The sequence below is a fragment of the Streptomyces sp. NPDC046261 genome, from assembly GCF_040646235.1.
Lineage (GTDB): Bacteria > Actinomycetota > Actinomycetes > Streptomycetales > Streptomycetaceae > Streptomyces.
In genome coordinates this window covers 1-26,275 of sequence record NZ_JBEYZU010000021.1, presented here as the reverse complement: position 1 = coordinate 26,275, position 26,275 = coordinate 1, and the positions used below count along the sequence as shown (strand labels likewise).

22 protein-coding genes and 1 pseudogene are annotated in these 26,275 nt (G+C 73.5%); 13 read left to right on the top strand and 10 right to left on the bottom strand.

The window, feature by feature from the left end; genetic code table 11:
* Nucleotides 1-114 precede the first annotated feature (114 nt).
* From ABZ956_RS26420 to ABZ956_RS26410, 3 genes are all read left to right on the top strand, one after another.
* Nucleotides 115-2,349, top strand: coding sequence for an MMPL family transporter (locus ABZ956_RS26420; protein ID WP_361898532.1), 2,235 nt, complete (start codon nucleotides 115-117; stop codon nucleotides 2,347-2,349).
* A 153-nt stretch (nucleotides 2,350-2,502) separates the two neighbouring features.
* On the top strand, nucleotides 2,503-3,384 hold the full coding sequence (locus ABZ956_RS26415; RefSeq protein ID WP_361898529.1) for a hypothetical protein: 882 nt from the start codon (nucleotides 2,503-2,505) through the stop codon (nucleotides 3,382-3,384).
* Nucleotides 3,385-3,433: 49 nt separating this feature from the next.
* Nucleotides 3,434-3,676 (top strand): hypothetical protein, encoded by a 243-nt coding sequence (locus tag ABZ956_RS26410; RefSeq protein ID WP_361898526.1) that lies wholly within the window; start codon nucleotides 3,434-3,436, stop codon nucleotides 3,674-3,676.
* A 65-nt stretch (nucleotides 3,677-3,741) separates the two neighbouring features.
* Here ABZ956_RS26410 and ABZ956_RS26405 read toward each other — a convergent pair whose 3' ends face one another.
* Nucleotides 3,742-4,797 carry an NAD(P)-dependent alcohol dehydrogenase gene (locus ABZ956_RS26405; RefSeq protein WP_361898523.1) on the bottom strand — a complete coding sequence of 352 codons (1,056 nt, stop codon included), beginning with the start codon at nucleotides 4,795-4,797 and terminating at the stop codon, nucleotides 3,742-3,744.
* Between the two features lie 119 nt (nucleotides 4,798-4,916).
* Here ABZ956_RS26405 and ABZ956_RS26400 point away from each other — a divergent pair, with 119 nt between their 5' ends.
* Nucleotides 4,917-5,804 (top strand): helix-turn-helix transcriptional regulator, encoded by an 888-nt coding sequence (locus ABZ956_RS26400; protein WP_361898520.1) that lies wholly within the window; start codon nucleotides 4,917-4,919, stop codon nucleotides 5,802-5,804.
* A gap of 6 nt (nucleotides 5,805-5,810) precedes the next feature.
* Here ABZ956_RS26400 and ABZ956_RS26395 read toward each other — a convergent pair whose 3' ends face one another.
* The gene (locus ABZ956_RS26395) at nucleotides 5,811-6,884 is read right to left on the bottom strand and encodes a S1 family peptidase (protein ID WP_361898517.1); all 1,074 of its coding nucleotides are present in this window, start codon (nucleotides 6,882-6,884) and stop codon (nucleotides 5,811-5,813) included.
* Between the two features lie 443 nt (nucleotides 6,885-7,327).
* Between ABZ956_RS26395 and ABZ956_RS26390 the strand changes: the two genes are divergently transcribed.
* Nucleotides 7,328-8,134 carry a putative hydro-lyase gene (locus tag ABZ956_RS26390; RefSeq protein WP_361898514.1) on the top strand — a complete coding sequence of 269 codons (807 nt, stop codon included), beginning with the start codon at nucleotides 7,328-7,330 and terminating at the stop codon, nucleotides 8,132-8,134.
* A 9-nt stretch (nucleotides 8,135-8,143) separates the two neighbouring features.
* Here ABZ956_RS26390 and ABZ956_RS26385 read toward each other — a convergent pair.
* From ABZ956_RS26385 to ABZ956_RS26375, 3 genes and pseudogenes are all read right to left on the bottom strand, one after another.
* Nucleotides 8,144-9,401: pseudogene (locus tag ABZ956_RS26385) on the bottom strand (DUF692 domain-containing protein).
* 115 nt (nucleotides 9,402-9,516) lie between these two features.
* On the bottom strand, nucleotides 9,517-10,536 hold the full coding sequence (locus tag ABZ956_RS26380; protein WP_361898511.1) for a 2-oxoglutarate and iron-dependent oxygenase domain-containing protein: 1,020 nt from the start codon (nucleotides 10,534-10,536) through the stop codon (nucleotides 9,517-9,519).
* A 346-nt stretch (nucleotides 10,537-10,882) separates the two neighbouring features.
* Complete coding sequence (locus ABZ956_RS26375; protein ID WP_361898508.1) at nucleotides 10,883-11,197, bottom strand: antibiotic biosynthesis monooxygenase; 315 nt, start codon at nucleotides 11,195-11,197, stop codon at nucleotides 10,883-10,885.
* A gap of 338 nt (nucleotides 11,198-11,535) precedes the next feature.
* On the opposite strand from ABZ956_RS26375, the gene ABZ956_RS26370 reads away from it, so the two are divergent.
* The 6 genes from ABZ956_RS26370 (at nucleotide 11,536) to ABZ956_RS26345 (ending at nucleotide 16,926) form a co-directional block, all read left to right on the top strand.
* Nucleotides 11,536-11,985, top strand: a complete 450-nt coding sequence (locus ABZ956_RS26370; protein ID WP_361898505.1) for a rodlin — start codon at nucleotides 11,536-11,538, stop codon at nucleotides 11,983-11,985.
* 164 nt (nucleotides 11,986-12,149) lie between these two features.
* On the top strand, nucleotides 12,150-12,857 hold the full coding sequence (locus tag ABZ956_RS26365; RefSeq protein WP_361898502.1) for a DedA family protein: 708 nt from the start codon (nucleotides 12,150-12,152) through the stop codon (nucleotides 12,855-12,857).
* Nucleotides 12,854-13,513: a phosphatase PAP2 family protein gene (locus ABZ956_RS26360; RefSeq protein ID WP_361898499.1), complete on the top strand. Its 660-nt coding sequence runs from the start codon at nucleotides 12,854-12,856 to the stop codon at nucleotides 13,511-13,513. Before ABZ956_RS26365 ends, ABZ956_RS26360 begins: the two co-directional genes overlap by 4 nt.
* Nucleotides 13,510-14,253, top strand: a complete 744-nt coding sequence (locus tag ABZ956_RS26355; RefSeq protein WP_361898497.1) for a phosphatase PAP2 family protein — start codon at nucleotides 13,510-13,512, stop codon at nucleotides 14,251-14,253. The genes ABZ956_RS26360 and ABZ956_RS26355 overlap by 4 nt, the downstream gene beginning before the upstream one ends.
* A 155-nt stretch (nucleotides 14,254-14,408) precedes the next feature.
* Nucleotides 14,409-15,608 (top strand): cytochrome P450, encoded by a 1,200-nt coding sequence (locus ABZ956_RS26350; RefSeq protein WP_361898494.1) that lies wholly within the window; start codon nucleotides 14,409-14,411, stop codon nucleotides 15,606-15,608.
* A gap of 19 nt (nucleotides 15,609-15,627) precedes the next feature.
* The gene (locus ABZ956_RS26345; RefSeq protein ID WP_361898491.1) at nucleotides 15,628-16,926 is read left to right on the top strand and encodes a DUF1343 domain-containing protein; all 1,299 of its coding nucleotides are present in this window, start codon (nucleotides 15,628-15,630) and stop codon (nucleotides 16,924-16,926) included.
* Between the two features lie 7 nt (nucleotides 16,927-16,933).
* Here ABZ956_RS26345 and ABZ956_RS26340 read toward each other — a convergent pair whose 3' ends face one another.
* The 4 genes from ABZ956_RS26340 to ABZ956_RS26325 form a co-directional block, all read right to left on the bottom strand.
* On the bottom strand, nucleotides 16,934-17,869 hold the full coding sequence (locus tag ABZ956_RS26340) for a polysaccharide deacetylase family protein (protein WP_361898488.1): 936 nt from the start codon (nucleotides 17,867-17,869) through the stop codon (nucleotides 16,934-16,936).
* Nucleotides 17,870-18,057: 188 nt separating this feature from the next.
* Nucleotides 18,058-19,155 carry a YncE family protein gene (locus ABZ956_RS26335; RefSeq protein ID WP_361898485.1) on the bottom strand — a complete coding sequence of 366 codons (1,098 nt, stop codon included), beginning with the start codon at nucleotides 19,153-19,155 and terminating at the stop codon, nucleotides 18,058-18,060.
* A gap of 153 nt (nucleotides 19,156-19,308) precedes the next feature.
* Nucleotides 19,309-20,415: an isoaspartyl peptidase/L-asparaginase gene (locus ABZ956_RS26330; protein ID WP_361898482.1), complete on the bottom strand. Its 1,107-nt coding sequence runs from the start codon at nucleotides 20,413-20,415 to the stop codon at nucleotides 19,309-19,311.
* A gap of 115 nt (nucleotides 20,416-20,530) precedes the next feature.
* Complete coding sequence (locus tag ABZ956_RS26325; RefSeq protein ID WP_361898479.1) at nucleotides 20,531-21,397, bottom strand: diaminopimelate epimerase; 867 nt, start codon at nucleotides 21,395-21,397, stop codon at nucleotides 20,531-20,533.
* 353 nt (nucleotides 21,398-21,750) lie between these two features.
* On the opposite strand from ABZ956_RS26325, the gene ABZ956_RS26320 reads away from it, so the two are divergent.
* A complete protein-coding gene (locus ABZ956_RS26320) occupies nucleotides 21,751-23,112 on the top strand; it encodes an NB-ARC domain-containing protein (RefSeq protein ID WP_361898476.1) in 1,362 nt (453 codons plus the stop codon).
* Here the strand turns inward: ABZ956_RS26320 and ABZ956_RS26315 are convergent.
* Complete coding sequence (locus ABZ956_RS26315) at nucleotides 23,097-23,852, bottom strand: SDR family oxidoreductase (RefSeq protein WP_361898473.1); 756 nt, start codon at nucleotides 23,850-23,852, stop codon at nucleotides 23,097-23,099. The two genes, ABZ956_RS26320 and ABZ956_RS26315, sit on opposite strands and share 16 nt — an antisense overlap.
* 121 nt (nucleotides 23,853-23,973) lie before the next feature.
* Between ABZ956_RS26315 and fhuB the strand changes: the two genes are divergently transcribed.
* Nucleotides 23,974-26,166 carry a Fe(3+)-hydroxamate ABC transporter permease FhuB gene (gene fhuB / locus ABZ956_RS26310; protein WP_361898470.1) on the top strand — a complete coding sequence of 731 codons (2,193 nt, stop codon included), beginning with the start codon at nucleotides 23,974-23,976 and terminating at the stop codon, nucleotides 26,164-26,166.
* Nucleotides 26,167-26,275: the final 109 nt, after the last annotated feature.

The following is a 26,275-nucleotide window of genomic DNA, read 5'->3' as shown; positions in this document are numbered from 1 at the left end:
GGCGCCCCCAAGCGGCACTCCGCGCGCGGGCATCGGCAAGGTGTCCCCAACCGACCTTCCGCGCGCGGGCGTCGGCTGCGGCGGCCGGAACACCGTCCTGTTCCACCAGGTCCCATGACGCCGCCCCGGGACCTCGACACGGCGGCCCTGGGCCCGGAGCCGGCGGCCCCGGGGGCCGCGGCAGGGCAGGCCGACGGCGTCCTCGCGCGCCTGCGGCCCTGGCTGGTGCCGGCGGTCACGGTCCTGCTGACGGCCGTGCTCGCCGTGGCCGGCGCCGGTACCTCCGAGCGGCTCGCCGACGGCGGCTACGCCGCCACCGACACCGAATCGGCCCGCGCCGACACCGTGCTGGCCGACCGCTTCGGCGCCGGGTACCCCGACCTCGTCCTGCTCGTGCGGGCCGAGGGCGGCGTGGACGGCGCCCGGGCGCGCGAGGAGGGGCGCCGCCTCGCGCGGCGGCTCGCGCGCTCCGCCGGAGTGGCGAGCGTGCGCTCGTACTGGACGGACAAGGACCCCTCCCTGCGGTCCGAGGACGGCTCGCGGGCCCTGCTCGCCGCCGACCTGACGGGCGCCGACCGGGACGCGGCACGCACCGCGGAGGGCCTGGTGCCCACCCTGACCGGCACGCGTGGCGTGCTCAGCGTCTCCGCCACCGGCTCGGCCTGGGTCAGCGCGGAGGCCCGGCGGGCCGGCCTGCGGGACCTGGTGCGCGCCGAGCTGGTGGCCGCGCCGCTGACCCTGCTGCTCCTGCTGGTCGCGCTGCGGTCGCTGGTCGCGGCGCTCGTCCCGCTGGCGATCGGGGCGGTCTCCGTCGTCGGCACCTTCGCGCTGCTGAAGCTGCTCACGCTCGCCATGCCCGTGTCCGTCTTCGCCATGAACCTCACCAGCGCCCTGGGCTTCGGGCTGGCCGTGGACTACGGGCTGTTCCTCGTCACCCGCTACCGCGAGGAGCTGCTCGCCGGCCACGGCGTGGAGCAGGCGGTGCGGCGCACCGCGCGCCGGGCGGGCCGCACGGTCGCGGTGTCCGCGGCCGCGGTGACGCTGTCGATGTCGGCCCTGCTGGTGCTGCCGTTGCCCTTCCTGCGGTCGATGGCCTGTGCCGGCATGGCGGTCGCGGTGTTCTCGGCGGCCGCCGCGACCATGGTCGTACCCCCCGTGCTGGCGCTCATCGGCACCCGGATCAACCGCTGGGACCCGCTGAGCCTGCTGCGCGGGCGGCGCCCCTGCGGCCCGCCGCGGCCGGACAGCCCGCTCTGGCGGACCGTCGCGGGAGCCGTTTCGCGGCGTCCGCTGTACTACGGCGGCGGGTGCGCGATCGCCCTGCTGATGTTCGCCTCGCCGTTCGCCCGGGTGCACTTCGGCCTGCCGGACGAGCGCGTGCTGCCCGCGCACACCGAGGCGCACCGCACGGCCGCCGAGATCCGCGAGGGCTTTCCCGTCCGCCCCGAGCGGACGGTGACGGTGGTCCTTCCGGACGCGGTCCCCGCCCGGGACGGTGCGGCGCTGGCCGCCTACGAGCGGAAGGTGTCCGCTCTGGCGGGGGTGGACCGGGCGGGGTGGGCCCGCACGGCGGTGCCGCCCGGCATGGGCCGGGGCGCGGTACTGCAGGTGTCGGGCCCGCAGGACCCCCAGTCGCAGGAGGCCCGGGACCTGGTGCGCCGGCTGCGGGCCGTGCCCGGTCCCGGTGGCGGGCAGCTGGTGACCGGGCGGGCCGCGATGCTCTCCGATACGCGGGAGGCGGTACGGGCCAGGCTGCCGCTGGCGGCGGCCGTCGCCGCCGCGACGACGTGGGCGATGCTCTTCCTGCTCACCGGGAGCGTGCTGCTTCCCCTGAAGGGGCTGCTGATCGCGGCGCTGAGCCTGGGCGTGAGCTTCGGGGCGATGGTGCTCGTCTTCCAGGAGGGTCATCTGCGCGACGCGCTGGGCGACTTCACGGTGACCGGGGCGCTGGACATGACGATGCCGCTGCTGATGTTCTCCATCGCCTTCGGCCTGGCCCTCGATTACGAGATCTTCCTGCTGTCGCGGGTGCGGGAGCATTACGGGCTGACCGGCGACAACCGGCGGGCCGTGGTGGAGGGCGTCGCGCGGACGGGCCGGCTCGTGACCACGGGAGCGCTGGCGGTGGCCGTGGTCACGGGGGCGCTGGCCACCTCGGGGGTGACCATGCTCAAGGTGCTGGGCACGGGGCTGGCGGTGGCCGTGCTGGTCGACGCGGTGCTGGTGCGGGGCATCCTCGTGCCGGCGTATCTGACCGTGGCGGGGCGGCTCAACTGGTGGGCGCCCAAGCGCCTCGCGCGGCTGCACGCCCGGGTCAGCGGGCGGCTCGGGCTGGACGAGGGGCACTGATCCCGGGCGCCGGCCGGCGGCCCGTACTCCATGCGGGCGGTCATGGGTGACAAACGGCGAAAGCCGGGCAAAGTCACCGCATCCTCCCGGGCCCCGAGGTTCCCGGGCCCTCGATCGCCCCGGCCACCACGCCCCCAGAAAGACGGACCCCGCATGCTCGTCACCCAGCTCGCCCTGGTCTCCGAGACGGATCAGATCACCCCCTCCCAGCTCACCCGCGTCGCCGCGGCCCTGCAGAAGCAGGCCATCCGGGACTTCGCCCCCTTGTGGAACCTCCCGGCCTCCGTCGACGCCTTCGACAAGCTGGACGACGTCCCCGTCGGCTACTGGCCCATGATCGTCAGGGACGACATCGGCATGGAGGGTGCGGCCGGCGTCCACCTCGACGACAACGGACAGCCTTTCTCGCTGATCGAGTACAGCGACAGCTGGTCGCTGACCGCCAGCCACGAAATGCTGGAGATGCTCGCCGACCCGTGGGGCAACCGGCTGGTGGCGGGCCAGTCGCCCAAGCCCGGGCAGGGCGTGGTGGAGTTCCTCGTCGAGGTGGCCGACCCGCCGGAAGCCCCGGAGTTCGGCTACACGATCAACGGGATGCTGGTGTCGGACTTCTTCACGCCCAACTTCTACGACCCGGTCAACGCGCCCGGTGTCCGCTACAGCTTCGGCGGCCACCTGCCGGGCCCGCGCCAGATCCTGCCGGGCGGCTACATCAGCTGGCGCGACCCGGTCACCGACCACTGGTGGCAGCAGATCTGGTTCGGCACCGACAAGCCGCAGTTCCGCGACCTGGGCAAGCTCACCGCCCGCGCCGGGAGCCTGCGCGCGGCCATCGACGCCCGCACGAAGACCGCTCAGCGCATCGCCAGCAGCGGGCCCACGTCCGAGCGCTTCTCCGCCGCCCGGAGCCTGACGGCACGCGTGAAGGAGTCCACCACCTCCCGGGCCGGCGCCTGGCGGTCCCAGATCGAGGCGTTGCGGTCCGGCGACCACGCCGAAGGCACCTGGGAAGGCGGAACGCAGGACAATGGCTGAAGGCGGGGCCGGCACGCCGCGCGACCCGGCCGTCCGAGGAGGGTCCGACATGGGCGAGAACACACGAGACAGCGACAAGCGCAGCGCCCGCGCGCGCGAGCTGCACCGGCTGATCGAACGCTACAAGGCCGGACGGGCCGCCGCCGGGGAGCGGGCGCAGGAGCCGCCCCCGGGGCCGGACGAGCGCCCGCGTACCGGCCCGGGCGGCCCGAACCTGCGCGAAGCGATCCACCGGCGCATGCGGGAGCTGGACAAGGCCGAGGACGGGAAGCCGGCCCGCGACCGGGAGTGAGACGGTGCGGCCGCACCGGTGCGCCCACCCTCTGTGAGGGCGGGCGTCCCGGTGCGGCGCGGCGCTCAGATGGTGGCGGTGTCGATGACGAAGCGGTAGCGGACGTCGCTGGCCAGCACCCGCTCGTACGCCTCGTTGATCTGCTCGGCGCGGATCACCTCGATCTCGGGGACGATGCCGTGCTCACCGCAGAAGTCCAGCATCTCCTGCGTCTCGGGGATGCCGCCGATCATCGATCCGGCGAAGGACGTGCGCGCGGCGATGAGGGCGAAGGGCGAGACGGACAGCGGGCGCTCGGGAGCGCCCAGCTGGACGAGGGTGCCGCCGGTCCGCAGCAGGCCGAGGTAGGCGTCCAGGTCGAGGTCGGCGGAGACGGTGTTGAGGATCAGGTCGAAGGTGCCCGCCAGCTCCGCGAAGGTCGCCGGGTCGGAGGTGGCGTGGTAGTGGTCCGCGCCCAGCCGCAGCCCGTCCTCCTTCTTGCGCAGCGACTGGCTGAGCACGGTGACCTCGGCGCCCATGGCATGGGCGAGCTTGACCCCCATGTGGCCCAGGCCGCCCAGCCCGACGACGGCGACCTTCTTGCCCGGGCCGGCCTGCCAGTGGACGAGCGGCGAGTAGAGCGTGATGCCGGCGCACAGCAGCGGCGCCGCGGCGTCCAGCGGGATGCCGTCGGGGATGCGCAGGGCGTAGTTCTCGTCCACGACCAGCTGCGTGGAGTAGCCGCCCTGGGTGATCCGCCCGTCACGGCCGGTGGCGCCGTAGGTGCCGACCATGCCGAGCTCGCCGGTGCAGTACTGCTGCAGGCCGGCCCGGCAGTTCTCGCACGTGCGGCAGGAGTCGACGAAGCAGCCGACGCCGACCCGGTCGCCGGGCGCGTGGCGGGTGACGCCGGAGCCGACCTCGGCGACCACGCCCGCGATCTCATGGCCGGGGACGAGGGGGAAGGGCCCGCCCTCGCCCCACTCGGCGCGGACGGTGTGGATGTCGGAGTGGCAGATGCCGGCGTAGGTGATGTCGATGAGGATGTCGTGCGCGCCCAGCTCGCGGCGGACGATGGTGGTCCGCTCCAGCGGGGCCTTCGGCGCGGGTGCCGCGTACGCGTGGACAGTGGTGTGCGTCATGGCTTCGATCCTGCGCCCGCCGGATCCGCCTAGCCAGAACTCCACTGAGCCCACGCTTGCCGTTCCTACCACTGGCAGGACCACCCTGACCTGCGCGAACCGCCCGCATACTGGTGTGCATGGATCAGCGCACCGAACTGAGCGAGTTCCTCCGCTCCCGCCGCGCCCGGCTGCGGCCCGAGGACGTGGGGCTCGCCGCGCACGGCGGGCGGCGCCGTGTGCCGGGGCTGCGCCGCGAGGAGCTGTCGCAGCTCGCCGGGGTGAGCGTGGCCTACTACACCCGTCTCGAACAGGGCCGGGGCCAGAACGTCTCCGCGGCGGTGCTCGACGCGATAGCCGGTGCGCTGCGGCTGAACGGGGCCGAGCGGGATCATCTGAACCGGCTGGCCAGGCCGGCCGCCCGGCCCTCGCGGGCCGCGGTGGGCCGCCCGCAGCGGGTGCGTCCGGCGGTCCAGCAGCTCATCGACACCATGGACAGCGTCCCGGCCTACGTCATCGGGCGGCGCCTGGACATCATCGGCTGGAACCGGTTCGCCTGCGCGCTGCTCGGCGACTTCCCCGCCCTGCCGCCGCAGCAGTGCAACCTTGCCTGGCTGGTCTTCCTGGACCCCGCCACCCGTGAGCTGTACGTGGAGTGGGAGAGCAAGGCGGCCGACATCGTCGCCCTCCTGCGCCTGGACGCGGGCCGGTACCCGGACGACCCGAAGCTGGCCGCCCTGGTGGGCGAGCTGTCCGTCAAGAGCCCGGAGTTCCGGGCGCTGTGGGCGGCGCACAATGTGCAGGACAAGGGCTTCGGGGTGAAGCGGCTGCTGCATCCGGTGGTGGGCGCGCTGACCCTCTCCTACGAGACGCTGGTCCTGCCCGCCGACCCGGAGCAGCAGCTGATCACCTATCACGCCGAGCCCGGTTCGCCGTCCGCGGAGTCGCTGCGGCTGCTGGCGAGCTGGGCGCTCGGCGAGGCCGGCGGTGCGGCGCCGCCGGTTCCGGCGCCGCACCCCGGCACGTAGTCGCGGTCAGGGCAGCTGGGCTCCGACCGCCTTCAGGGCGGCGGGCACCGGCTGGAAGAAGGTCTCGCCGCCGGAGTCGCAGTCGCCGCTGCCGCCGGAGGTGAGGCCGAGTGCGGTGTCCCCGGCGAACAGGGCGCCGCCGCTGTCGCCGGGCTCGGCGCACACGGTGGTGCCGATCAGTCCTCTGACCTGGCCTTCCTGGTAGTTGACGGTGACGTTGAGGCCGGTGACCTTGCCGTCGTGGACCTGGGTGGTGCTGCCGCTGCGCCGTACCTGCTGGCCGACGGTGGCCTCGCCGGCCTTGCCGATGTTCTGCTGGCCGCCGTTGTAGAGGTTGACGGCGCTGGGGTGTGCGATGGAGGACGTGTACTTCACGAGGGCGTAGTCGTTGCCGGGGAAGGAGGACTTCTCCACGGTGCCGATGCGGGAGCCGCCCTGGGAGGCGGACCAGCTCGCCGAGGCGTTGCCGCAGTGCCCGGCCGTGAGGAAGTACGGCTGGCCGGACTTGGAGACGTTGAAGCCCAGCGAACAGCGCACTCCGCTGCCCCAGATGGCGTCGCCGCCCCCGATCAGCGGCCGGAGCTGACCGGTCGTCCGCTTGACCGCGACCTTGTCGCCGAGGCGGGCGACGGCCTTCTCGAGCCGGGCCAGGTCCTCGCCCTTGACGGTGGAGTCGACGGTGACGACCACCTTGTTGAGCCGGGGGTCGACCGACCAGGCGGTGCCGGGGACGGCCGCCTCGGCGTCGAGCACCGCCCGGGCCGAGGCCAGGTCGGCGGCCGAGTGCGTGACGGCCTGCGGCTCGGCGCCGGCGGAGCGGACCCGGTCGGCGGTCGCCCGGTCGACGACGCCGACGACCAGCTTGCGGGCATCGGCGTCGTAGTACGAACCGGCCGTGGCGGACCCGAACTCCGCCTCGATCTGCCGCGAGAGGTCGCCGGCGCGGTCGGCGGACAGGGTGCCCGGCTGTGCCGCCGGGGCCGCCGTGGCGTTCTCCAGGGTGAGGGAGGCGGTGGACAGGGCCAGGACGCCCGCGACGGCCAGGGCGGTACGCCGCCCGGGTATGCGTGAGTGGTTCAACTCGTCGACCTCCTGTGAGTGGGGGTGTGCCCGACGCGGAAGGGGCGTACGGGCCCGGAGGATTCATGCGGCACGAAAGGCGACCGCACGTCGCGTTCATGCCAAGAGTTGCCGGACCAGCGTCCGTCCGGACAAGGCGGCACACAAGAAGACATCCGGTCACACACAATCGCCCAGGAGAGCGCATGAGAAGGGCGTCCATGCAGGGCACTTGACGAAGCGTCAGAGGTCAACGGCGCGGCGGCGCGCGACCGGACACCGCGAACCGCCGAGCGCATAACGGACGGTGAGGATCGCGGCTGTCCGGTACTCGCCGTTCCGCTCCGCGCGATCCGGACCGGTCGCTTCCCTCCTTGCAGAATTGTTCAACAATCCATACGCTGACCGGCATTCACGCCCCTGTGCCCCACCCTCGCCTTCGCTTCAGCCTTCGAGAGGTGCTCATGGGAACGACCACGCACACGTACGGGCCCCACTCCACCGTCACGCCCGCCGAGGCGCGCGCCGCCTTCCGTGCGGGCCGCACGGAGCCGACCGCCGGCTGGGCCGACGGCCGCGCCCAGGCCAACCTGATCGCCGTGCCCGCCGACTGGGCGTACGACGTCCTGCTCTTCGCCCAGCGCAACCCCCAGCCCTGCCCCGTGCTCGACGTCACCGAACCCGGCGTCCCCACCACCCCGCTCGCCCCCGGCGCCGACCTGCGCACCGATCTGCCGAAGTACCGCGTGTGGCGTGAGGGCAGGCTCGTGGCGGAGCCCACGGACGTGACCGGGCTGTGGCGCGAGGACCTGGTCGCCTTCCTCATCGGCTGCAGCTTCACCTTCGAAGGAGCCCTGCGCGAGGCGGGCGTGCCCCTGCGCCACATCGAACAGGGCCGCAACGTCTCCATGTACGTCACCGACCGCGGGTGCCGCCCCGCCGGACGGCTGCACGGCCCGATGGTCGTCTCCATGCGGCCCATCCCCGCGGACTTCGTCCACACGGCACGGCGCCTGACCGCGCGCATGCCCGCCGTCCACGGCGCCCCCGTGCACGCCGGGGACCCCGGGGCCCTCGGCATCACGGACCTCTCCCGGCCCGACTTCGGCGACCCGGTGGCCCTGCACCCCGGCGACGTCCCGGTCTTCTGGGCCTGCGGCGTCACCCCCCAGGCCGCCCTGATGGCGTCGGCACCGCCGTTCGCGATCACCCACGCGCCGGGGCACATGTTCATCACCGACGCCCTGGACGCGGTGTACCGGCTGTTGTGAGGGACAGCGCTATACGCGCCCGATGCGCAGGGCCGCGGCGAGGCGGCGCAGTGGTCCCTTGGCCGGGGCGGGCGCGGGGGTCCGTTCGGCCACCCAGGCCGTCAGCCGCCCCCGCCCGGGTTCCGCCACGGCGCCGGTGTGGAGCAGGTGGCGGGCGAAGTCGAGCGCGTCGCGGCGGTAGCCCTCGGTCATGGGCCGGCCCCGGGCATAGGTCAGGAACAGGCGCCGGAAGTCGGGGCCCAGGATCTCGCGCAGGCCGGGTGCCACCTTGGCGACGACGCCGGCACGCTTGGAGAGCAGGGCCCGGCGCTGGACCTCCAGCCGCCCGGGGTCGAAGCCCTGCGGTGCCGGGGAGTCGGCGACGAGCGCGGAGAGCAGGGCGAGCTGGGCCCGGGCGAGCCGCTCGCGGGCCGCGTCGGTGCCGGGTTCAGACATGCTCGCGCGCCCCTTCGACCACGGCGCGCACGGCGTCGAGCTCGGCCGCCAGCCCCTGGGCCGTGGGGAAGTCGTCGTCGCGCTCGAGCAGTACCCCCGGCGGTGCGACGCGCTCGCACAGCGCGGCGAGTACGTCCAGGACGGGGCGGGTCACCGGATGGGCGTGGCTGTCGTGCCACAGGCCGTCCCGCTCGAAGCCGCCGGCCACGTGGACGTAGGCGACGGCCTCGGCCGGCAGCTCGGCCAGGGCGACGGCCGGGTCCTCGCCGCGGTTGACGTGGTTGGTGTGGAGGTTGGCGACGTCGACGAGCAGCCCCACGCCGGTCCGCTCGACGAGCTCGGCCAGGAACCGGCCCTCGCTGAGCTCGTCGCCGGGCCAGGTCAGGTACGCCGCGACGTTCTCCAGCGCGAGCGGTACGGGCAGCACGGCCTGGGCCATGCGCACGTTCTCCACCAGGACGTCCAGCGCGTCGCGGGTGCGGGGCACCGGCAGCAGGTGCCCGGCCTCGATCCGCGGGGCCCCCGTCAGCGCGCCCCCGGCCCGGACGAAGGCGATGTGCTCGGTGACGAGCGGGGACCCGAGCGCCTCGGCCAGCTCGGCGAGCGCGACCAGCCGGCCCAGATCGGGCCGGTCCGCTCCGCCGAGGCCGAGCGAGACCCCGTGCGGGACGACGGTCGTGCCGCGCCCGCGCAGCAGCCGCAGGGCGTCGGGGAGGTGGCCGGGGCAGATGTTCTCCGCCACCACCTCCACCCAGTCGACGCCGGGCAGGCCCGCGATGTCCTCGGCGATCTCCGGCCGCCAGCCGATGCCCGTCCCCAGCCGGACGCTCATGACCCCACCCCCTGCTTCCCCACCGCGCCCTGGCGCGCATACGAAGGTCATTCCCCGCCGATACCTTATAAACCCTTGATCAGCGGGCTGCGGGGCTGGGGTGTGGGCCCGGGCGTCAGACCACGGGCGAGGTGGCGCCCTCCAGCAGCTCCGCGTGGTAGCGGCGGGCGACCCCCGGGTGGGCGCGGAGCCAGCCCTTGATCTCGTTGCGGCCGTACTCGGCGAACAGCGGGTTGGTCTCGTCCTGGGTGACGCCCGGGGCCTTGTCGGCGTGCGGGAAGGGCAGGGGCTCGATGCGGGCGTCGAGGCGGGGGTTGTAGAAGAAGGGGACGGAGAACCGCTCCCGGGTGCCGGGCGGGCTGACCACACGGTGGTTGGTGGCCTTGAGGTAGCCGTTGGTGGCGACCTCGAGCAGCTCCCCCAGGTTGATCACGAAGGCGCCGGGCAGCGGCGGCACGTCGATGAAGTCACCGTCGGGGTTCTCGACCTGGAGGCCGCCGACCTGGTCCTGCAGGAGCAGGGTCAGGAAGCCGTAGTCCTTGTGGGCGCCCACGCCCTGGGCGGCGCCGTCGGGGGCGCTGCCGGGGTAGCGGACCAGCTTCAGGTGCAGGTGGGGACGGTCGGCGAAGGCGTCGTCGTAGAAGTCCTCGGGGGCGCCGATCGCGGCGAGCAGTTCGTGCAGCAGCCGCTCGGCGACCGAGCTCAGCCGCTCGACCCAGTGCAGGGCGGCGGTGCGCAGCTCCGGGAGGGCGTCGGGCCACTGGTTCGGGCCCTCGAGCCACCAGTAGCCGGGCTCGTCGGGGCCGGGGACGCGGGCGGCCCGCTCGGCGCCGATGTCGAGCTGGTCCCGCCAGTCGCGGCTGCCGCCGGTGCGCTCGTCGCCGATGCGGGTATAGCCGCGGAAATGGGGCGAGTTGAGGTTGCTGATGGCCAGCCGGTCCGCTTCGGGGAGGGCGAAGAACGCGCGCATGGTGCGCATCAGATCCTCGGTCTCGGCGGGGGTGATGCCGTGGCCGGTCAGATGGAAGAAGCCGACGTCGCGGGCGGCGGTGTGCAGCGCGTCATGGAAGCGCGCACGGGCCTCGGGACCGGCGGAGGCGGCGGAGAGATCGAGGACGGGAAGCTCGTTGATCATGAGAGGTCCACAGCGTGAGGGGCCCGGGCAGGCGTCCGGCGGTGGCCGGACGGTCCGCGGGTGCGCCGCAGGGTATGCGGGCAGGGCGGAGCCGGGCAGCGGCTAAGGAATAAGAGGAACGCAGAAGAGCAGCAAAGCTGAAAAGCAGAAGGAAGATGGACGCGGCCTCGGCCCGGAGAGCGGGCTGGGCGCAGGCGTACATATCAGCCGAAGCGGCGACAGGACATGCTCGTGACACGGACGAAGTCCACGTGGCGGCGTTTGACGAGCATGTTCACATCCCCGAGGGTATACGTCCCGGCCGGGATCCACCGCCCCGCCGACTGTGGTGCGCGTCACACGCCGTTCACATACGGCGCTTGTCGACGACGAGGGTCCGCTCGTAGTGCCGCATCTCCTCGATGTCGTCGGTGTAGGGCCTGACCTCGTCCAGGAAGGGCGGGAAGTGCGGGCCGCCGCGGAACCCCCGCTCGTGGTCCTCCACGGAGGACCACTCGATGCGCAGGACATAGCGTTCGGGCTCCTCCACCCCGCGCGACAACTCGTAGGCCAGGCACTGGGGCGCGGCGTACAGATGGCTGGCGGCCGCCGCGTAGGCCTTCTCGAAGGCGGCCCGGCGGTCGGGATCGGTGATGCGGTAGCGAATGTATTCAACGGTCACGCAGACACTCCTCCATCGGCACCGTCGACACGGTCGATTCACCGGGCGTCCAAAAGCCCGCCCGGACGCAACGTGTGGGGGCGCTGTCCGAGCGGGCCGACGGCTGAGAAACCCGCCGTGCGGCGCACGCTACCAGTCACGGCGGTCCGGACCCCGGCGCCGTCACTCAATTGCACAGCGCGCCTTCGGGAAGAGGCCCGCTAATACGGAGTTGGGCGCACCGGCCCCCAAATGGCCCGCTGGCTCGAATGAGTGAAATTCCGGAACTTCTGAATTCGCCTGTAGTTACTCAGGTCGCTTCCCGGTGGGAAACATCGATCGATCGAAAGGCTATAGACGTGCTCAAGAAGGTACTCGCCACGGCTGCGGTGACTGCTTCCGCGGTCGGCGCCGTCGCCTCCCCCGCGATGGCCATCGGCAACGACCAGGATGTCGCCAACGCCAACGGTGCGAAGACCGGCTACGGCAACACCAAGACCGGGGGCCACGAAAGCCCGCAGATGAGCCTCATCCAGGGCACGCTCAACAAGCCGTGCATCGGCATCGGCAAGATCGGCATCCAGTCGCTCATCGCACTGCTCAACATCGGCGTCCAGGACATTCCGATCCTCACGTCCCAGCAGCAGCAGCAGTGCACGGACAACTCCACGATCAACGACGGCGACGACCCGCTGTCGCACCTGCTGGACGAGATCCCGATCATTTCGGGGAACGGCTCGGGCAACTCCTCGGGCGATCAGCACGAACACCACGAGCACCACGAAGAGCACGTACAGCACGGTCACTGACGTTCGCCGCGGTGCCACCAAATCCCCCTGCTCCGGGTGTACGGGCCCCGGGGCGGGGGGATTCTTGTATTTCCGGGCGGCGATGAAATGAACTGCCCACCGTGATCCGGATAATCAGCTTGCCCGGCAATTCCTTCGGGCCGGCCCCGCGGCCGCCCCCGATCATGGGAGGCATCGCACTCGTGCTCGCACCACCATCCGCTCATGTCCTGGCCGTCAATGTCCTGGACGCCTCTTCCCTCCTGGCGGCATTCGGCGCGCTCGGCGTCGCCGTCGTGCTGTTCGCCGAGACCGGTCTGCTCGTCGGGTTCTTCCTGCCCGGCGATTCGCTGCTGTTCACCGCCGGGCTGCTCAGCAGGGCGGGCGCGCACTCCGGGCCGCATCTGGACCTGGTCCAGGTGCTGGCCGCCTCCGTGGCCGGCGCGCTGGCCGGCGCGCAGTGCGGATACGTGCTGGGCCGGCGGGGCGGCCGGGCCCTGCTGGCCCGTTCCCGCAACAAGAAGCTGCGGGAAGGGGCCGCGCGGGCCGAGGAGTTGCTCGACCGGTACGGGCACGCCCGCGCGATCGTGCTGGCCCGTTTCGTCCCCGTCGTACGGACCGTGCTCAATCCGCTGGCCGGGGCGCTCGGGGTGGCGCCGCGCGCGTTCGCGGTGTGGCAGGTGGCCGGCGGCCTGCTGTGGACGGTGGGGCTGGTCCTGGCCGGCTACGGGCTGGGGTCCGCCGTACCGGACGTGGACCGCTACCTGCTGCCGATCGTGGGCGTCGTCGTCGCGCTCTCGCTGCTGCCGCTGGCCCTGGAGCTGCTGCGCAGCCGGCGCCGGGCGGCCGCGGAGGCGGGCGCGTCCGCCGGCCCGGACGGAGGACGGCGATGAACGGCATAGCGTTAGCCCCTCTCCGCATCCCCGGGCTCCCGGTCGTCGTGCTGCCCGTCTTCGACGGCTCGGGCATCGACGGCGGTCTCTACACCGCCATCACCCGGGACGCGCGGCACGCCCCCTGGCTGCTGAACGATACGGTCTCCACGTGGTCGGCCTTCGGCCTCGGGCTGTTCGCCGCGCTGATGCTCGCCGCCTGGTGGCTGGCCCGGCGCTCGGACTCCCCGATGATGGCCAGGGCGCTGGCCACGCCTTGGGTGGTGGCGGTCGTCTACGGAGTGGACATGATGCTGAGGACACTGGTGCGCGAGGAGCGGCCCTGCCGGTCGATACCGCGGAGTTTCACGCTGGAGTCGTGCCCGGCTCCCGGCGACTGGTCCTTCCCGAGCACCCATGCGGTGATCGCCTTCGCGACGGCCGCGGCGCTGTGGCTCGTCGAGCGGCGCCTGGGAGCGGTGGCCCTGCTGGCGGCGGTGGCCATGGCCGCCTCCCGGGTCTGGCTCGGCGCGCACTACCCGCACGATGTCGTCGGCGGCGCGTTGCTCGGGGTGGCGCTGGCCGTTCCGCTGACCATCTGGGCGACCCGCGGGACCCCCTGGGTCGAACGGGCCCGCAAGGGCCGGCTGCGGCCGCTCCTGCTGACCACCGCGTGAACGGCCCCCGGCCCTCGCGACGGGCCTGCCTGATCGTCATCCCGGCGGCTGTGGCGCTGGCCGTGCTGACGGCTCTGGTGGTGGCCGCGCGGGGCGTGCCGTTCCCGGTGGACGCGGCGCTGCACGACGCGGCGCTGGAGCGGCGGTCCGCCGGCGCCGTGGACGTCGCGAAGCTGCTGACCGACACGGGGACGGGCCTCGCCGCCTACACGCTGGCGGCGCTGGCGGGCTGGATCGCCTGCCACCGGGCGCGGGTCGTCCTGGCGTCGGTGGCGGTACTGGCCCTCGGTCAGCTGGTGCGGATGACCGTGCGCGTCACGGTGGACCGGCCGCGGCCGCCCCTCGCCGACCGGGTCACGGACTCCTCCGGGGCGGCCTTCCCCTCCGGGCACGCCACCACCAGCGCGATCGTGGCCGGGCTGCTGGCCTGGGCCCTGCTGCGGGTGGCGCCGCCCCTGGCGGGGCGGGTGGCCGCCGCGTGCTGCGCCCTGTGGGCGATCGGCGTCGCCGCCACCCGCGTCTACCTGGGCGTCCACTGGCCCACGGACATCGTGGGGGGCTGGCTGCTGGCCACGTGCTGGCTGGTGCTCACGCTGCCGGTGCTGACCGCCTACACGGACCGGCAGTCGAGGCGGACCGGCCCACCCGCCGGGGACGCCGCGGACTCCGCGGCGGGCGCGGGAGAGCGCGACGGCGAACGGTCCGGGCGGGCGCCGGGGACCGGCCGGCCCCGGGCCTAGCCCCGGCGGGCATTGACGGGGCATCGGGCCGGTGCCCCCACCCGCCGTAAAAGTGGGGAGCATGCCCCAGTTCTCTGGTACGGTCACGACCATCAACTGGGGAGTGATCCCCGGTTGATTCCCCGGCAGGTCACCGCGCAGAGAAGGGAACGCCCATGTCCGCACCCACGCTCGAGGAACTGACACCCCCCGGAACCGACTTCGACACCGACCCGCACCCCCTCTACGACCGCCTGCGCGAGCAGGGCCCCGTCCACCGGATCCTCACCCCCGACGGCCGCGAAGCCTGGCTCGTCGTCGGGTACGAGGAGGCACGGGCGGTGCTGACCGATCCCCGGATGAGCCACGACATACGCAACTCGCCCGGCTGGGACGGCGACGGCGGCTACAGCATCGGCGTGAACATGCTCCAGACCGACCCGCCGGACCACACCCGCCTGCGCAAGCTGGTCGTCAAGGAGTTCACCACCCAGCGCATCGAGGCCCTGCGCCCCCGGATCCAGCGGATCGCCGACGAGCTGCTCGACGACATGCTGCCCCTCGGCCGGGCCGACCTCGTCGAAGCCTTCGCCCTCCCCCTGCCCCTGACCGTCATCTGTGAGCTGCTCGGGGTCCCGGCCGCCGACCGGGCCGCCTTCCGCGCGTGGTCGAACGAGATGATCCTGCCCACGACCGCGGAAACGGCGATGGCCGCCATGGGGGAGATGACCGGCTACCTCGCCGACCTCATCGACACCAAGCGCCGCGACCCGCAGGACGACCTCCTCAGCGCCCTGACCCGCACCGCCGACGACGGCGACCGGCTGTCCCCCGCCGAGCTGTCGGGCATGGCCTTCGTCCTGCTCGTCGCCGGCCACGAGACCACCGTCAACCTCATCTCCAGCGGCGTCCACTCCCTGCTGCGCCACCCCGGCCAGCTCGCCGCGCTGCGGGCCGACGGCTCGCTGCTGGACGGCGCGATCGAGGAGATCCTGCGCCACGACTGCCCGGTGGAGCGGGCCGCCTACCGCTACACCACCGAGCCCGTCGACATCGGCGGCACCACCCTCCCCGCCGGGCAGGCCGTGATCGTGGTCCTCGCGGCGGCGGCCCACGACCCACGGCGGTTCGCCGAGCCCGGCCGCTTCGACATCCGCCGCGACGCGCGCGGCCACCTCGCCTTCGGCCACGGCATCCACCACTGCCTCGGCGCCTCCCTCGCCCGGATGGAGGCGTCCATCGCCCTGGAGACCCTCCTGCGACGCTGCCCCGACCTGGCGTTCGACTGCGATCCCGACGAGCTCACCTGGCGGCCGAGCCTCATGCTGCGCGGCGTGCACGCCTTGCCGGTGAGGTACACGGCAACGGGCCGCTGATGGGCTACTTTGCGGGAGTATGACGGTTTCCCGACGCACCCTGCTGACCACCGGAGCCACCGGAGCGATGTGGCCGGCCGCTCCCGCGGCAGCGGCCGGTGCGCACGGGAGCACCGTCGCCGGGCGCCCCGGCCCCGCGCCCCGGGCCGGCTCGGCCGTACGGGTGCGCACCGGCTTCGAGCGGATCGCCGCCGACGGCTTCCAGCTGCTGGCCGGGCAGCGCGTGGGGGTCATCACCAACCAGAGCGGCATCACCGCCGACGCCCGGGGCGTCGTCGACGTCATGCACGCCGACCGCCGCGTACGGCTGACCGCCGTCTTCGGCGCCGAGCACGGCTACCGGGGCACCCCGCAGGCGGGGCTCTCGGAGGGCGACTACACCGATCCGGCGACCGGTCTGCCCGTCCTCGACACCTACCGCAAGAGCGGGCAGCCGCTCGCGGACGTCTTCGCCAAGGCCGGCGTCGACACGCTCGTCTACGACAGTCAGGACGCCGGCGCCCGCTTCTACACCTGCATCTGGACGCTCTACGACTGCATGGTGGCGGCCGCCCTGGCCGGCAAGCGCTTCGTCGTGCTCGACCGGCCCAATCCCGTCTCCGGCCGGGAGGCGTACGGGCCCGTGCTCGATCCGCGCTACGCCACGTTCGTCGGGCGGGCGCCGATCGCCCAGGCGCACGGCATGACGGTGGGCGAGCTGGCGCTGCTCTACAACGGCGAGTTCCTGCGGGCCGCGGCCGGCCGGACGGTGGACCTGACCGTCGTGGAGATGACGGGCTGGCGGCGCGCCGACTTCTACGACGCCACGGGGCTGCCGTGGGTACCGCCCAGCCCCAACATGGCCACACCCGACACGGCGCTGGTCTACGCGGGCACGGGGCTGTTCGAGGGCACCAACATGTCGGAGGGGCGCGGCACGGTCCGGCCCTTCGAGATGCTCGGCGCCGAGGGGCTCGACGGCCGCTGGGCCGAGGCCGCCAACGCCGCCGGGCTGCCGGGGGTCCGCTTCCGGGAGGCCTACTACGTGCCGACCTTCGGCCCGTTCCAGGGCAGGACCATGGGCGGCCTGCAGCTGCACGTCCACGACCGGGCCGGCTACGACCCGGTGCGTACGGCGGTGGCGTTGCTGGTCACCGCCAAGCGGACCTGGAGCGGCTTCGCCTGGCGCCCGGACCACTTCATCGACAAGCTGTCCGGCTCGTCCCGGCTGCGCACCATGATCGACGCGGGGGCCGGCACGGACGCCGTGACGGGCGCCTGGCAGGAGGAGCTCGCGGCGTTCCGGGCGGTGCGCCGGCAGTATCTGCGCTACCGCTGATCCGTGGTCAGCAGTCGAGGGGAAAGGGCACCTGTTCGGTGACCGGTCCGTTGTTGCGGCAGACGCCGTAGCCCTGGTTCTGCAGGTCACTGATGATGCCGGGCAGGGCGTCGGGGAAGTTGCTGAACAGGTGGCCGAGCACCACGCCGCTGTTCTTCTCCTCCGGCGTGGCGTCCCGGACGCTCGCCCGGATGTCCTCCACGCTGCGGGGCCTGCCGTCGACCTTCTCCCAGTCGTGGGTGTCGATGGTCCAGTTGCAGATCCTGAAGCCCAGCTCGGCCGCGACGTCCCGCTCCCGCTCGTCGGCGGCGCCGTAGGGCGGGCGGAGCAGGTTGCCGGGCACGCCCTGGCGGATCTCGTCCATGAGGACGTCGTCGTCCAGGCTGGGCAGCTTGCGGTGGGAGAAGGAGTGGTTGGCCACCCAGTGGCCCTGCTGCCGCAGGGTCGCGGTGATCTGGGGGTTCTGGGCGGCGAACTTCCCGATGAGGAAGAACGCCGCGCGTACCCCCTGGGCCTGCAGCTGGGCACCGATCCGCACGGACCGCTGCGGGTCGTTGTACGGCCAGTCGTCCAGCGTCAGCAGCACCCGTCCGGACGTATTGCCGCACCGCTCGCGGTCCCAGACCCCGTCCGGCTCCGGTGCGCGCGGCCGGGTGACCGCGCCCGCGCCGTCGCCGTCCTGGGGCACCGGGTCGGCGCCACCGCCGCCCGCCTTGCCCGCCGGGCCGTCGACGCGCTTGCCAACGGCCTGGCCCTGGCAGTTGGGGTTGCTCCCGGCGTCGCCCAGGGGCCCGCACTCCGTGGGGTCGTCGTCCACCGCGTGCGCCATGAACGCCGAGCAGGCCACCAGCACGGAGACGGTCAGGGCCGTCTTCAGCGGAGCCCGTCGGCGGCGGCGGTGGCGCCCGCGGCCAGGCCGGAAGACGTCACGGTATGCGGACATGCACGACTCCTCACGGGTGACGGACCGCCGGCGACGCACGGCCCGTCACCTCACCCCGGTAGCGATGCCGGTTCGATGATCTTGACACCCACCCTCAGGGCAGGTGCCGGCTCCCGCAACCGCGGGCAGCGCCGCGATTCGCCCGCCCGGGTGGCGCGCCGGGCCGGCCCGAGGCCCCTGATGCCGCCTCAGTCCTGGGCCGCGGGGATGTACGCGAGCCCGTGGGCCCCCGCTTCGCCCGCCCGGTCGACGGCGAGGGTGGTGAGCACTTCCACGCGCTCCAGATCGACCACGGTCACCGTGCTGGACACGACGTTCGACACGTAACCCACTGAGCCGTCAGGCGAAGAGGTGATCGTCAGCGGGAACCGGCCGACCTCCACCTGGCCCACCGGCCGGTGTGTCTCCGGCGCGAAGACGTGCAGCACGCCGTTGACCTGCTCGCCCAGCGCGCCACCCGCCTCGGGGGCCATGCGCAGCTCCCCGGCGAGCACGGCGCCGGTGGCCGTGGTGTGAACGGGGAAGACCACTCCTTCGGTAGGCAGAGTGCGCATGACCTCCCCCGTGGCGGTGTCGATCACGCGCAGGCCCGGCTGTGCGGCGGGCGGGGTGCGGAAGTCGCCCTTCGGCGCGGCGACGTAGAGGTAGCGGCCGTCGGGTGAGAGGTCCAGCCCCTCGCTGCCGGGCACCTCGATCCGGCCGGTGAACTCCTCGCGTTCGAGGTCGACGACGGAGACGAAGGGCGCCTCCTTGTTGGTGGAGTAGCCCCGGCGGCCGTCCGGCGTGATCGCGAACCAGTGCGGCCCGTCGGCCATGACCGGGATCCTGCCGACGCGCTCGCGGGTCCGCGCGTCGTAGACGATCACTCCGCCGGGGGCGGTGGCGGTGGCCTCGACGCTGACGTACAGCCGGGCCCGGGCGCGGTCCAGGGCGAGTCCGTGGGGCGCGTGATCGGGCGAGGTGTCCAGGGTGTCCACGATGGTGCGGGTGTCGGGGTCGATGACGGTGACGCGCCGGGCCCGGCCCTGGTGCGCGTGGTAGTAGCCGGAGACGTAGGTGCTGGCGCAGTACAGCAGGCGACGGTCCGCGTCGAAGCACAACTCGTGCGGCTCGGCGGGGACTTCGAGGACGTCGAGCCGCTCGTAGGTGGCGGCGTCGAAGAAGGTGACGGTCGGGCCGCTCTGGCTGACGACCGCCAGCACATCGCCCGCCGGCCGGGCTGTTGTCGCCTCGGCCGCGCGCGGGGCGGCGGTGGTCCGGGAGGAGTTCGTCTCGCTGGAGTTCATGATCGGTATCCTCGGCGCACCCGCCGGCCGACTCCAGTGCAACGTCGTCAACACAGGCTTGCGGCCCACGCATTCGCCCTGGTGGCGAGCCGAACGGCGCCCTGGGACCGTGACCGGCGGCACACGCGGCGCGTCATTCCGGGCGCCGCCCGTTCACCGCCCGGGGGCCGGCTCGTCCGGGAACACCCGCGTGACGACGCGGCCGTCGGCCGTCACATAGCCGTGCAGCATCCCTTCGCTGCTGTGCGGGGCGGCGTACGTGCCACGGGAGTCCAGCGCGATCACTCCGCCCGTGCCGCCCAGTTTCGGCAGCCGCCGCATCACGACCTCGTGGGCCGCCCCGGCCACGTCCATCGCGCCGAACTCCATCAGGTGGGAGATCGTGGCGGTCGCGGCGCCCCGGATGAAGACCTCGCCCTGGCCCGTGGCGCTCGCGGCGACGTTGCCGTTCTTGGCGTAGGTGCCGGCTCCCACCACCGGTGAGTCGCCGACGCGGCCCGCCATCTTGTTGGTCATGCCGCCGGTCGAGGTGGCGGCGGCGAGATCGCGGCGGCCGTCGAGGGCGACCGCTCCGACCGTGCCGGTCGTGCTCGCGCCGGGTGTTTCCGTCCCGGCGCGTACCCCCTTGGCCTTCACGAGCTCGTCCCACCGCTTCTGCGTCCAGAAGTAGTCCTGTGTCACGGGCGTGAGCCCGCTGCGCGCGGCGAAGGCGTCGGCCGCCTCGCCGGCGAGCATCACGTGCCGGGTCTTCTCCATCACGAGGCGGGCGGCGGAGACGGGGTTGCGCACGTGGCGCACTCCGGCGACCGCGCCGGCCGCCTGGTCCGAGCCGCGCATGACCGACGCGTCGAGTTCGTGGCCGGCGTCCTCGGTGAACACCGCGCCCTTGCCGGCGTTGAACAGCGGGTTGTCCTCCAGGACGCGCACGGCCGCCTCGACGGCGGCCACGCTGTCCCCGCCGTCGCGCAGGACCCCGGCTCCCGCGCGCAGCGCTGCGGCGAGCCCGTCGCGGTAGGCCTTCTCCGTGCGCGCGTCGGTGTTTCCCGGCCGCAGCGCGGTGCCCGCGCCGCCGTGCACGGCGAGGACGACGTCGCGGGCCAGGGGCCGGGGCGGGCCCCCGCCGCTGTCGCGGGCTGCCGCCGCGGGTTCCGCGGTGCCGCCGGTGCCGTGCGGCAGGGCGGGCAGCGCCATGGCGGCGGTCATGAGCAGGAGGAGCAGAGGGACGATCCACGGTCTGGCGGTCGCTCGACGCGGGCGCATGGCTTCCCCTCGGTCGGTGTCGTGGGTCCGCTACGACCTTGGACACCGTGCCCGCTGTTGTCCATACGGTGTTCGCGCCACCCGGCCCATGCCCTCGCTTGGAGGGGCGTCCGGCTCACAGCGAGGCCAGCCAGCGCGCGTCCAGGACGCCCTCGGAGGCGATGCTGCTCGCGCCCGTCAGGAGCGTCGGCTTGTTCCTGCCGACGGTGACCGACAGCGGCCCCGAGGCGCTCTCGACGACCATGGGGCCCCGGCGGCCGGTGGTGTGCTGGACGACCGCGGCCGCCGCGCACACCGCGGTGCCGCGGGAGGGCAACTCCCCCACGCGCGGACGGTGGACGCGGACGCGGAGCCTGCCGGTGGGCAGGACGTTGACGAACGACAGGGCCACGTCGGGGACCAGGACGCCGGAGGTGGCCGGGAAGTCGGCCAGGTCGAGCCGGGGCTCGCGGGTCAGGTCCAGGGCGGATACGGGCAGTTCGGTCGGGCAGACCAGGTGCAGGCTGTCCAGCGACACGGCGGTCCCGGTGAAGGCGTGCCCGTCCAGCGTCACCTCCGACGGGCCGAGGACGCGCGCGGGCGGCAGTTCCACCGTCGTCAGGCCGTCGGCGCCGGCCGTGGTGCGCGCGTCGCCGCCGCGCGTCGCGAGCAGGATCTCCCCCGGCGGGGCCAGGCCGGCCGCGGTGAGGTAGCGGGCGACGAGGCCGAGGCCGGGGCCGCAGGTCAGGGCGTGGGAGCCGTCGGGGTTGCGCACGTCGGCGAACCAGTCGCCGCGCGGCCTGCCGGGCAGGCGGCCCCGCCGGGTGCGCACCAGGCGCAGCAGCGCGTCGCCGCCCAGCCCGCTGTGCGGATCGCACAGGGCGCGCACGGCGCCGTCGGACAGGCGGATCCGGTCGTCGGGGTCGAGCAGGAGGAGGAAACCGTCGCCGCAGCAGTGGCCCTTGGCGTACCGCGGCCCGGGCTCAACGCAGGGTCGGGTCATGGGCGTTCCGGCTCCGGGCGAGCGCTTCGAGCTGGGGAGCCATCGGCCACCTTCCCGTTACGTGGACGGCACGGCGAGGCCCGTAGCCGCTTGCGCGGAATCCTCCGGCCGGTGGGCGGCGGCGCGCAACGTGTTCCGCACCGCCCGCGGACGGATCGCCGGCCGGCTTCCGGTCGGCGGCCCGGAACCTCCGGAAAACCACCGGTGCGCTACCGCTCCCTTTTCGGGGCGCAGTTCACCGAGCGTCCGCAAACCCCGTGAAGTACAACAAGAGGCGCGGTCGGGGCATCTTGACTGAGGGGGTCATGGTCCTAACCTGGGGTCAGCCGTGGACGGCCGAGGGGGAATCGAAGGTGGGTGACGAGGGCCAGGGGCTTTCGTTCGGCCCGTTGCTGCGCCGCTGCCGGCTCGCGGCCGGGATGACCCAGGCCGAGCTCGCGGACGTATCGGGGCTGAGCGTGCGCGCCATCAGCGACATGGAGCGCGGCCGCACCGGCCGTCCGCGGCGCACGTCCGTGGAGCTGCTGGCCGGGGCGCTCGGCCGGGGCGGGGAGGCCGCCCGGGGGCTCGTCGAAGCGGCCAGGGCCGCGCGGCTCGCGCCGGAGCGCGAACCGCCGCCGTCGGACGGCTGCGCTCCCCCCTGTGAACTACCACCGGACATTCCCGACTTCACCGGGCGTGAGCACGCCTTGCGGCGGCTGGGCGGCGCGCTGTCCCCCGGCGGCCGCCGGGGCGGCGGGGCGGCGCCGGCCAGGCAGCGGCTGACGCTCGTCGTCGGCCATCCCGGCGCGGGCAAGACGGCTCTGGCCGTTCACGCCGCCCATCTGTCGCGGTCCCGTTTTCCCGACGGCCAGATCTACGTGGACCTGGCCCCCGCCGGCCGGCCCGCGCAGGCACCGCACGAGGTGGTGCGCCGGATCCTGCAGTCGCTCGGGGCCACGGACGGCGCGGCGGCGTCGCTGGAGTCACTGGAGGAGTCCAGCGCCCGGCTGCGGGCCGTGCTGGCGCGCAGGCGGGTGCTCATCGTGCTCGACGGCGCCGGCTCGGAGGGGCAGATCCGCTGCGTACGTCCGGCGGTCGGCGAGTCGGCCGTCATCGCGACGTGCCGCCGCCGGCTCACGGCACTGGCGGACGCCGAATGCGTCGAGGCGCGTCCTTTCAGCCCGCAGGAGTCGCTGACGTTCCTGGCGAGGATGCTCGGGGAGGACCGCGTCCGCGCGGAGCGCTCCGAGGCCGCCCTGGTGGCGGAGTTGTGCGGCCATCTGCCGCTCGCCCTGAGGGTGATCGGCTGCCGGCTGCTGGCCCGCCCGCACTGGACGATGCGCACGCTCGCCGACGAGGTGCTGCACGATCCGCGGACCCGGCTGCGGGAGCTGAGCTCGGGCGATCTGACGGTGCGGTCCGTGATGGCGGCGGCGTTCGGCGCGCTGGACGAGCCGACGCGCTCGGCGCTGCGGACGCTGGCGGCGGACCGGGCGCCGGGCTTCAGCCCGCACAGCGCCGCGGCGACGCTGGGGTGCAGCGTGGCCCGCGCGCACCGGATCATCGGCGATCTCCTGGACGGCCAGCTCGTCGAGGTCCTGGACGGGCCGCCCTCCGGGGTGCCGCGCTGTCTCATCCCGCCGGTGGTGCGCCTGTTCGCCGCCGAGGGCGCGGAGCCCGCCGGCGGGGCCGGTACCGCGGTGGCGTCGCCCGCCGGTCAGCGGGTGGTGTAGCCGCCGTTGATGAAGAGGGTCTGCCCGTTGAGCCACCAGCCGTCGGTGAGCAGGAATTTCACGTAGGGCACGATGTCCTCGATCTTGGTGAGCTCGCCGTTCATCGCCGAGGACTTGTGGTAGGCGATCGAGTCCTCGCTCTCGGCGGGGTAGAAGAAGCCGGTGTCCATCGGCCCGGGGGCGATGTTGTTGACGGAGATGTTGCGGCCGAACAGCTCCTTGGACAGCGCCCGGGTGAAGTGTTCGACGGGCGCCTTGCTGCCCGCGTAGACGGAGTACAGGCCGGTGTAGGCGGCCAGCAGCGAGGTCACGATGGTGACGATCTTCCCGCCGTCCTCCAGCCGCCTGGCGGCCTCCTGCATCATGAAGTAGGCCGCCTTGGAGTTGACGGCGAACATCTTGTCGTACTCGGCCTCGGTGACCTCGGTCATCGGCTTCTTGATGACCATTCCGGCGGTGTTCACCATGCAGTCGACCTTGTCGAACGCCCCGACCGCGACCTCGAAGAGCCCCTCGACCTCGGAGACCTGGGTCAGGTCGGCCTCGTGGACCACCGCCTCGCCGCCCGCGGCCCTGACCGCGTCGGCGGTCTGCTGCGCCCCTTCCTTGGAGGAGGGGCTGTTGTAGTGGACGACGACCTTGGCGCCGTCGGCCGCGACTTCCCGCGCGATGAGGCTGCCGAGGTTTCTCGACGCGCCCCCGATGACGACGACCTTGTCCTTCAGGGTTCGGGTGGGCATGCGTCTCTCCTCGGGGGGCGACTGCGGAACGATGCCCACTTTATTGCTGTGTGTCCGGATTCGCATGCCGATGCCCGTGAGGCCCTCGGGGCCCCACATATCATTAGGCTAGCCTTACCTTATGACTTTGTCGCACGTGGACACCGAGGCGGAAGCCGTCGACGACCAGGCACTTTCCAGACCGTCGCACGGCCGCCGGACCCTTCCGATCGCCTCCGCCTCCCTGCTGCTGGCCGTCCTCGTGCTCGCCGCCCTCTCCCTGTCCATCGGCGCGGGAGAAGTCGGGCCGGGCGACGTCCTGGACTACCTCCTCGGCCGCGACGGCGCACGCGACAACTCCCGCCTGTCCCTGGTCGTGGGGGACCTGCGCATCCCCCGCACGCTGACCGCCCTGCTCGTCGGCGCGGCGCTCGGCACGTCCGGCAGCCTGCTCCAGGCCGTCACCCGCAACCCGCTCGCCGAGACGGGCCTGCTGGGCGTCAACGCGGGCGCCTCGCTCGGCGTCGTCGTCGGCATCGCCTTCCTCGGGGTGCAGAGCGGCCTCGGGCACCTGCTGTGGGCCTTCGGGGGCGCCATCGTCGCCAGCGGGCTCGTCCTGCTCATCGCGGGGCGGCGGGGCGGCGGTTCACCGATGCGGCTGGTCCTGGCCGGCTCCGCACTGGGCGCCACCTTCGGCGGCGTCACCAGCGTCATCATCGTCAACTCCGCCGAGACCTACGACCGGTTCCGCTTCTGGGTCCTGGGCTCGCTCGCAGGCGTCGAGGGCTACGACAAGCTGACCGGCCTGCTGCCCGTGCTCGCCGTGGGCTTCGTCGTGGCGCTGCTCATCGCCCGCCCGCTGTCCGCGCTGGCGCTCGGCGACGACCTGGCCCGCGGCCTGGGCCACCGGCCCTCCACCATCCGGGTGGTCGTCGCCGTGGCGGTCACCCTGCTCACCGCCTCCTCCGTCGCCCTGGTCGGCCCCATCTCCTTCCTGGGCCTGCTCGCCGGATTCCTCGCCCGGGCCGTCACCGGCCCCCGGCTCACCGCGCAGATCGCCCTCGCCGGACTCATCGGCGCGGGCGTGCTGACCGGCGCCGACGTGCTGGCCCGGGTCGTCTCCCGGCCCTTCGAGGCGCCGGTCTCCGTCATCATCGCCCTCATCGGCGCCCCCGTCCTCATCGGCATCGTCCGCTCCCGGCGCATGGGCGCGATGGGCATGACCGACCCGGCCACACAGGAGGCCGGCCGCCCGCCCCGGCGGCTCCTCCCCCGCCTCCCGCGTCTGCCCCAGGGGACGAAGGAGCGCTCCGAGAGCCTGGTCGTGCGGCGCGGCGCGCTGTCGCTGCTGCTGCCGCGCCGGGCCACGCTCGCCGCGCTCGCCCTGGCCGCGCTGCTGGTGGCCGCCGTCGTCCTGTCCGCCTACGCCGGCCAGAACGAGATGAGCCTGAGCCGCACCTTCAACGCCGTCTTCGGCTCCGGCGACCACTTCGACGTGCTGATGGTGCAGAAGTTCCGGCTCGGGCGGATCGTCGCCGGCCTCGCCGCCGGCGCCGCCCTCGGCCTCGCCGGCTGCCTCACCCAGACCCTCGCCCGCAACCGCCTCGCCACGCCGGAACTGCTGGGCGTCAACGACGGCGCCACCGCGGCCGTCCTGCTCTCCACGACCCTCACCGGCACCTTCGGCGCCTGGTGGGCGGGCCCGCTCGGCGCCCTCGCCGCCGTCCTCGTCGTCACCACCGTCTCCGGCGGCCTCGGCCAGCGCGGCTACCGCATCCTCGTCGTCGGCCTGGCCATGTCGGCGCTCGCCTCGGCCGTCACCCAGGTCGTCCTCTCGCGCCGCTCCCTCAACTCCGCCAGCTCCCTGTACGTGTGGACCTCCGGCAGCCTCAACGGGCGCGGCTACTCCGTCGCCGTCCCCGTCCTCATCGGCCTCGCGGTCCTCGTCCCGCTCGCGCTCGTCGTCGCGCGTCAGCTCAACGTGCTGCGCTTCGACGACTCCACCGCCTCGTCGCTCGGCGTCGCCCCGGGCCGGGTCCGGCTCGTGTGCCTGCTGCTCGCGGTGGGGCTGGCCGGGCTCGCCGTCGGCATCTGCGGCCCGGTGGGCTTCGTGGCCCTGGCCTCACCGGTCATCGCGGGGCGGCTGGCCGGGCCGCTGCGGGTGCCGGTGCTGGGGTCGATGCTGACGGGCGCCGTGCTGATCGTCCTCGCCGACACGGTGGGACGGATCGTCTTCGACGGGGTCGAGGTGCCGGTCGGCATCGTGACGACCGTCTTGGGTGGGCCCTTCCTTCTCTGGGTGCTGCTGGGCCGGTCAGCGGCAGCCCGGGTCTAAGGGCCTCCGGCGGTTCTTCCCCACCCCGCCCCTTCCCGAACCGGGGGCTCCGCCCCCGGACCCCCGGTCCTCAAGCGCCGGACGGGCTGGAAAATCCAGCCCGTCCGGC

Excerpts from the sequence above, each read along its gene's own strand:
- ABZ956_RS26420 (WP_361898532.1), top strand. The coding sequence starts at position 115 with ATGACGCCGCCCCGGGACCTCGACACGGCGGCCCTGGGCCCGGAGCCG.
- ABZ956_RS26415 (WP_361898529.1), top strand. The coding sequence starts at position 2,503 with ATGCTCGTCACCCAGCTCGCCCTGGTCTCCGAGACGGATCAGATCACC.
- ABZ956_RS26410 (WP_361898526.1), top strand. The coding sequence starts at position 3,434 with ATGGGCGAGAACACACGAGACAGCGACAAGCGCAGCGCCCGCGCGCGC.
- ABZ956_RS26405 (WP_361898523.1), bottom strand. The coding sequence starts at position 4,797 with ATGACGCACACCACTGTCCACGCGTACGCGGCACCCGCGCCGAAGGCC.
- ABZ956_RS26400 (WP_361898520.1), top strand. The coding sequence starts at position 4,917 with ATGGATCAGCGCACCGAACTGAGCGAGTTCCTCCGCTCCCGCCGCGCC.
- ABZ956_RS26390 (WP_361898514.1), top strand. The coding sequence starts at position 7,328 with ATGGGAACGACCACGCACACGTACGGGCCCCACTCCACCGTCACGCCC.
- ABZ956_RS26380 (WP_361898511.1), bottom strand. The coding sequence starts at position 10,536 with ATGATCAACGAGCTTCCCGTCCTCGATCTCTCCGCCGCCTCCGCCGGT.
- ABZ956_RS26365 (WP_361898502.1), top strand. The coding sequence starts at position 12,150 with ATGGGAGGCATCGCACTCGTGCTCGCACCACCATCCGCTCATGTCCTG.
- ABZ956_RS26360 (WP_361898499.1), top strand. The coding sequence starts at position 12,854 with ATGAACGGCATAGCGTTAGCCCCTCTCCGCATCCCCGGGCTCCCGGTC.
- ABZ956_RS26350 (WP_361898494.1), top strand. The coding sequence starts at position 14,409 with ATGTCCGCACCCACGCTCGAGGAACTGACACCCCCCGGAACCGACTTC.
- ABZ956_RS26345 (WP_361898491.1), top strand. The coding sequence starts at position 15,628 with ATGACGGTTTCCCGACGCACCCTGCTGACCACCGGAGCCACCGGAGCG.
- ABZ956_RS26340 (WP_361898488.1), bottom strand. The coding sequence starts at position 17,869 with ATGTCCGCATACCGTGACGTCTTCCGGCCTGGCCGCGGGCGCCACCGC.
- ABZ956_RS26335 (WP_361898485.1), bottom strand. The coding sequence starts at position 19,155 with ATGAACTCCAGCGAGACGAACTCCTCCCGGACCACCGCCGCCCCGCGC.
- ABZ956_RS26330 (WP_361898482.1), bottom strand. The coding sequence starts at position 20,415 with ATGCGCCCGCGTCGAGCGACCGCCAGACCGTGGATCGTCCCTCTGCTC.
- ABZ956_RS26325 (WP_361898479.1), bottom strand. The coding sequence starts at position 21,397 with ATGACCCGACCCTGCGTTGAGCCCGGGCCGCGGTACGCCAAGGGCCAC.
- ABZ956_RS26315 (WP_361898473.1), bottom strand. The coding sequence starts at position 23,852 with ATGCCCACCCGAACCCTGAAGGACAAGGTCGTCGTCATCGGGGGCGCG.
- fhuB (WP_361898470.1), top strand. The coding sequence starts at position 23,974 with ATGACTTTGTCGCACGTGGACACCGAGGCGGAAGCCGTCGACGACCAG.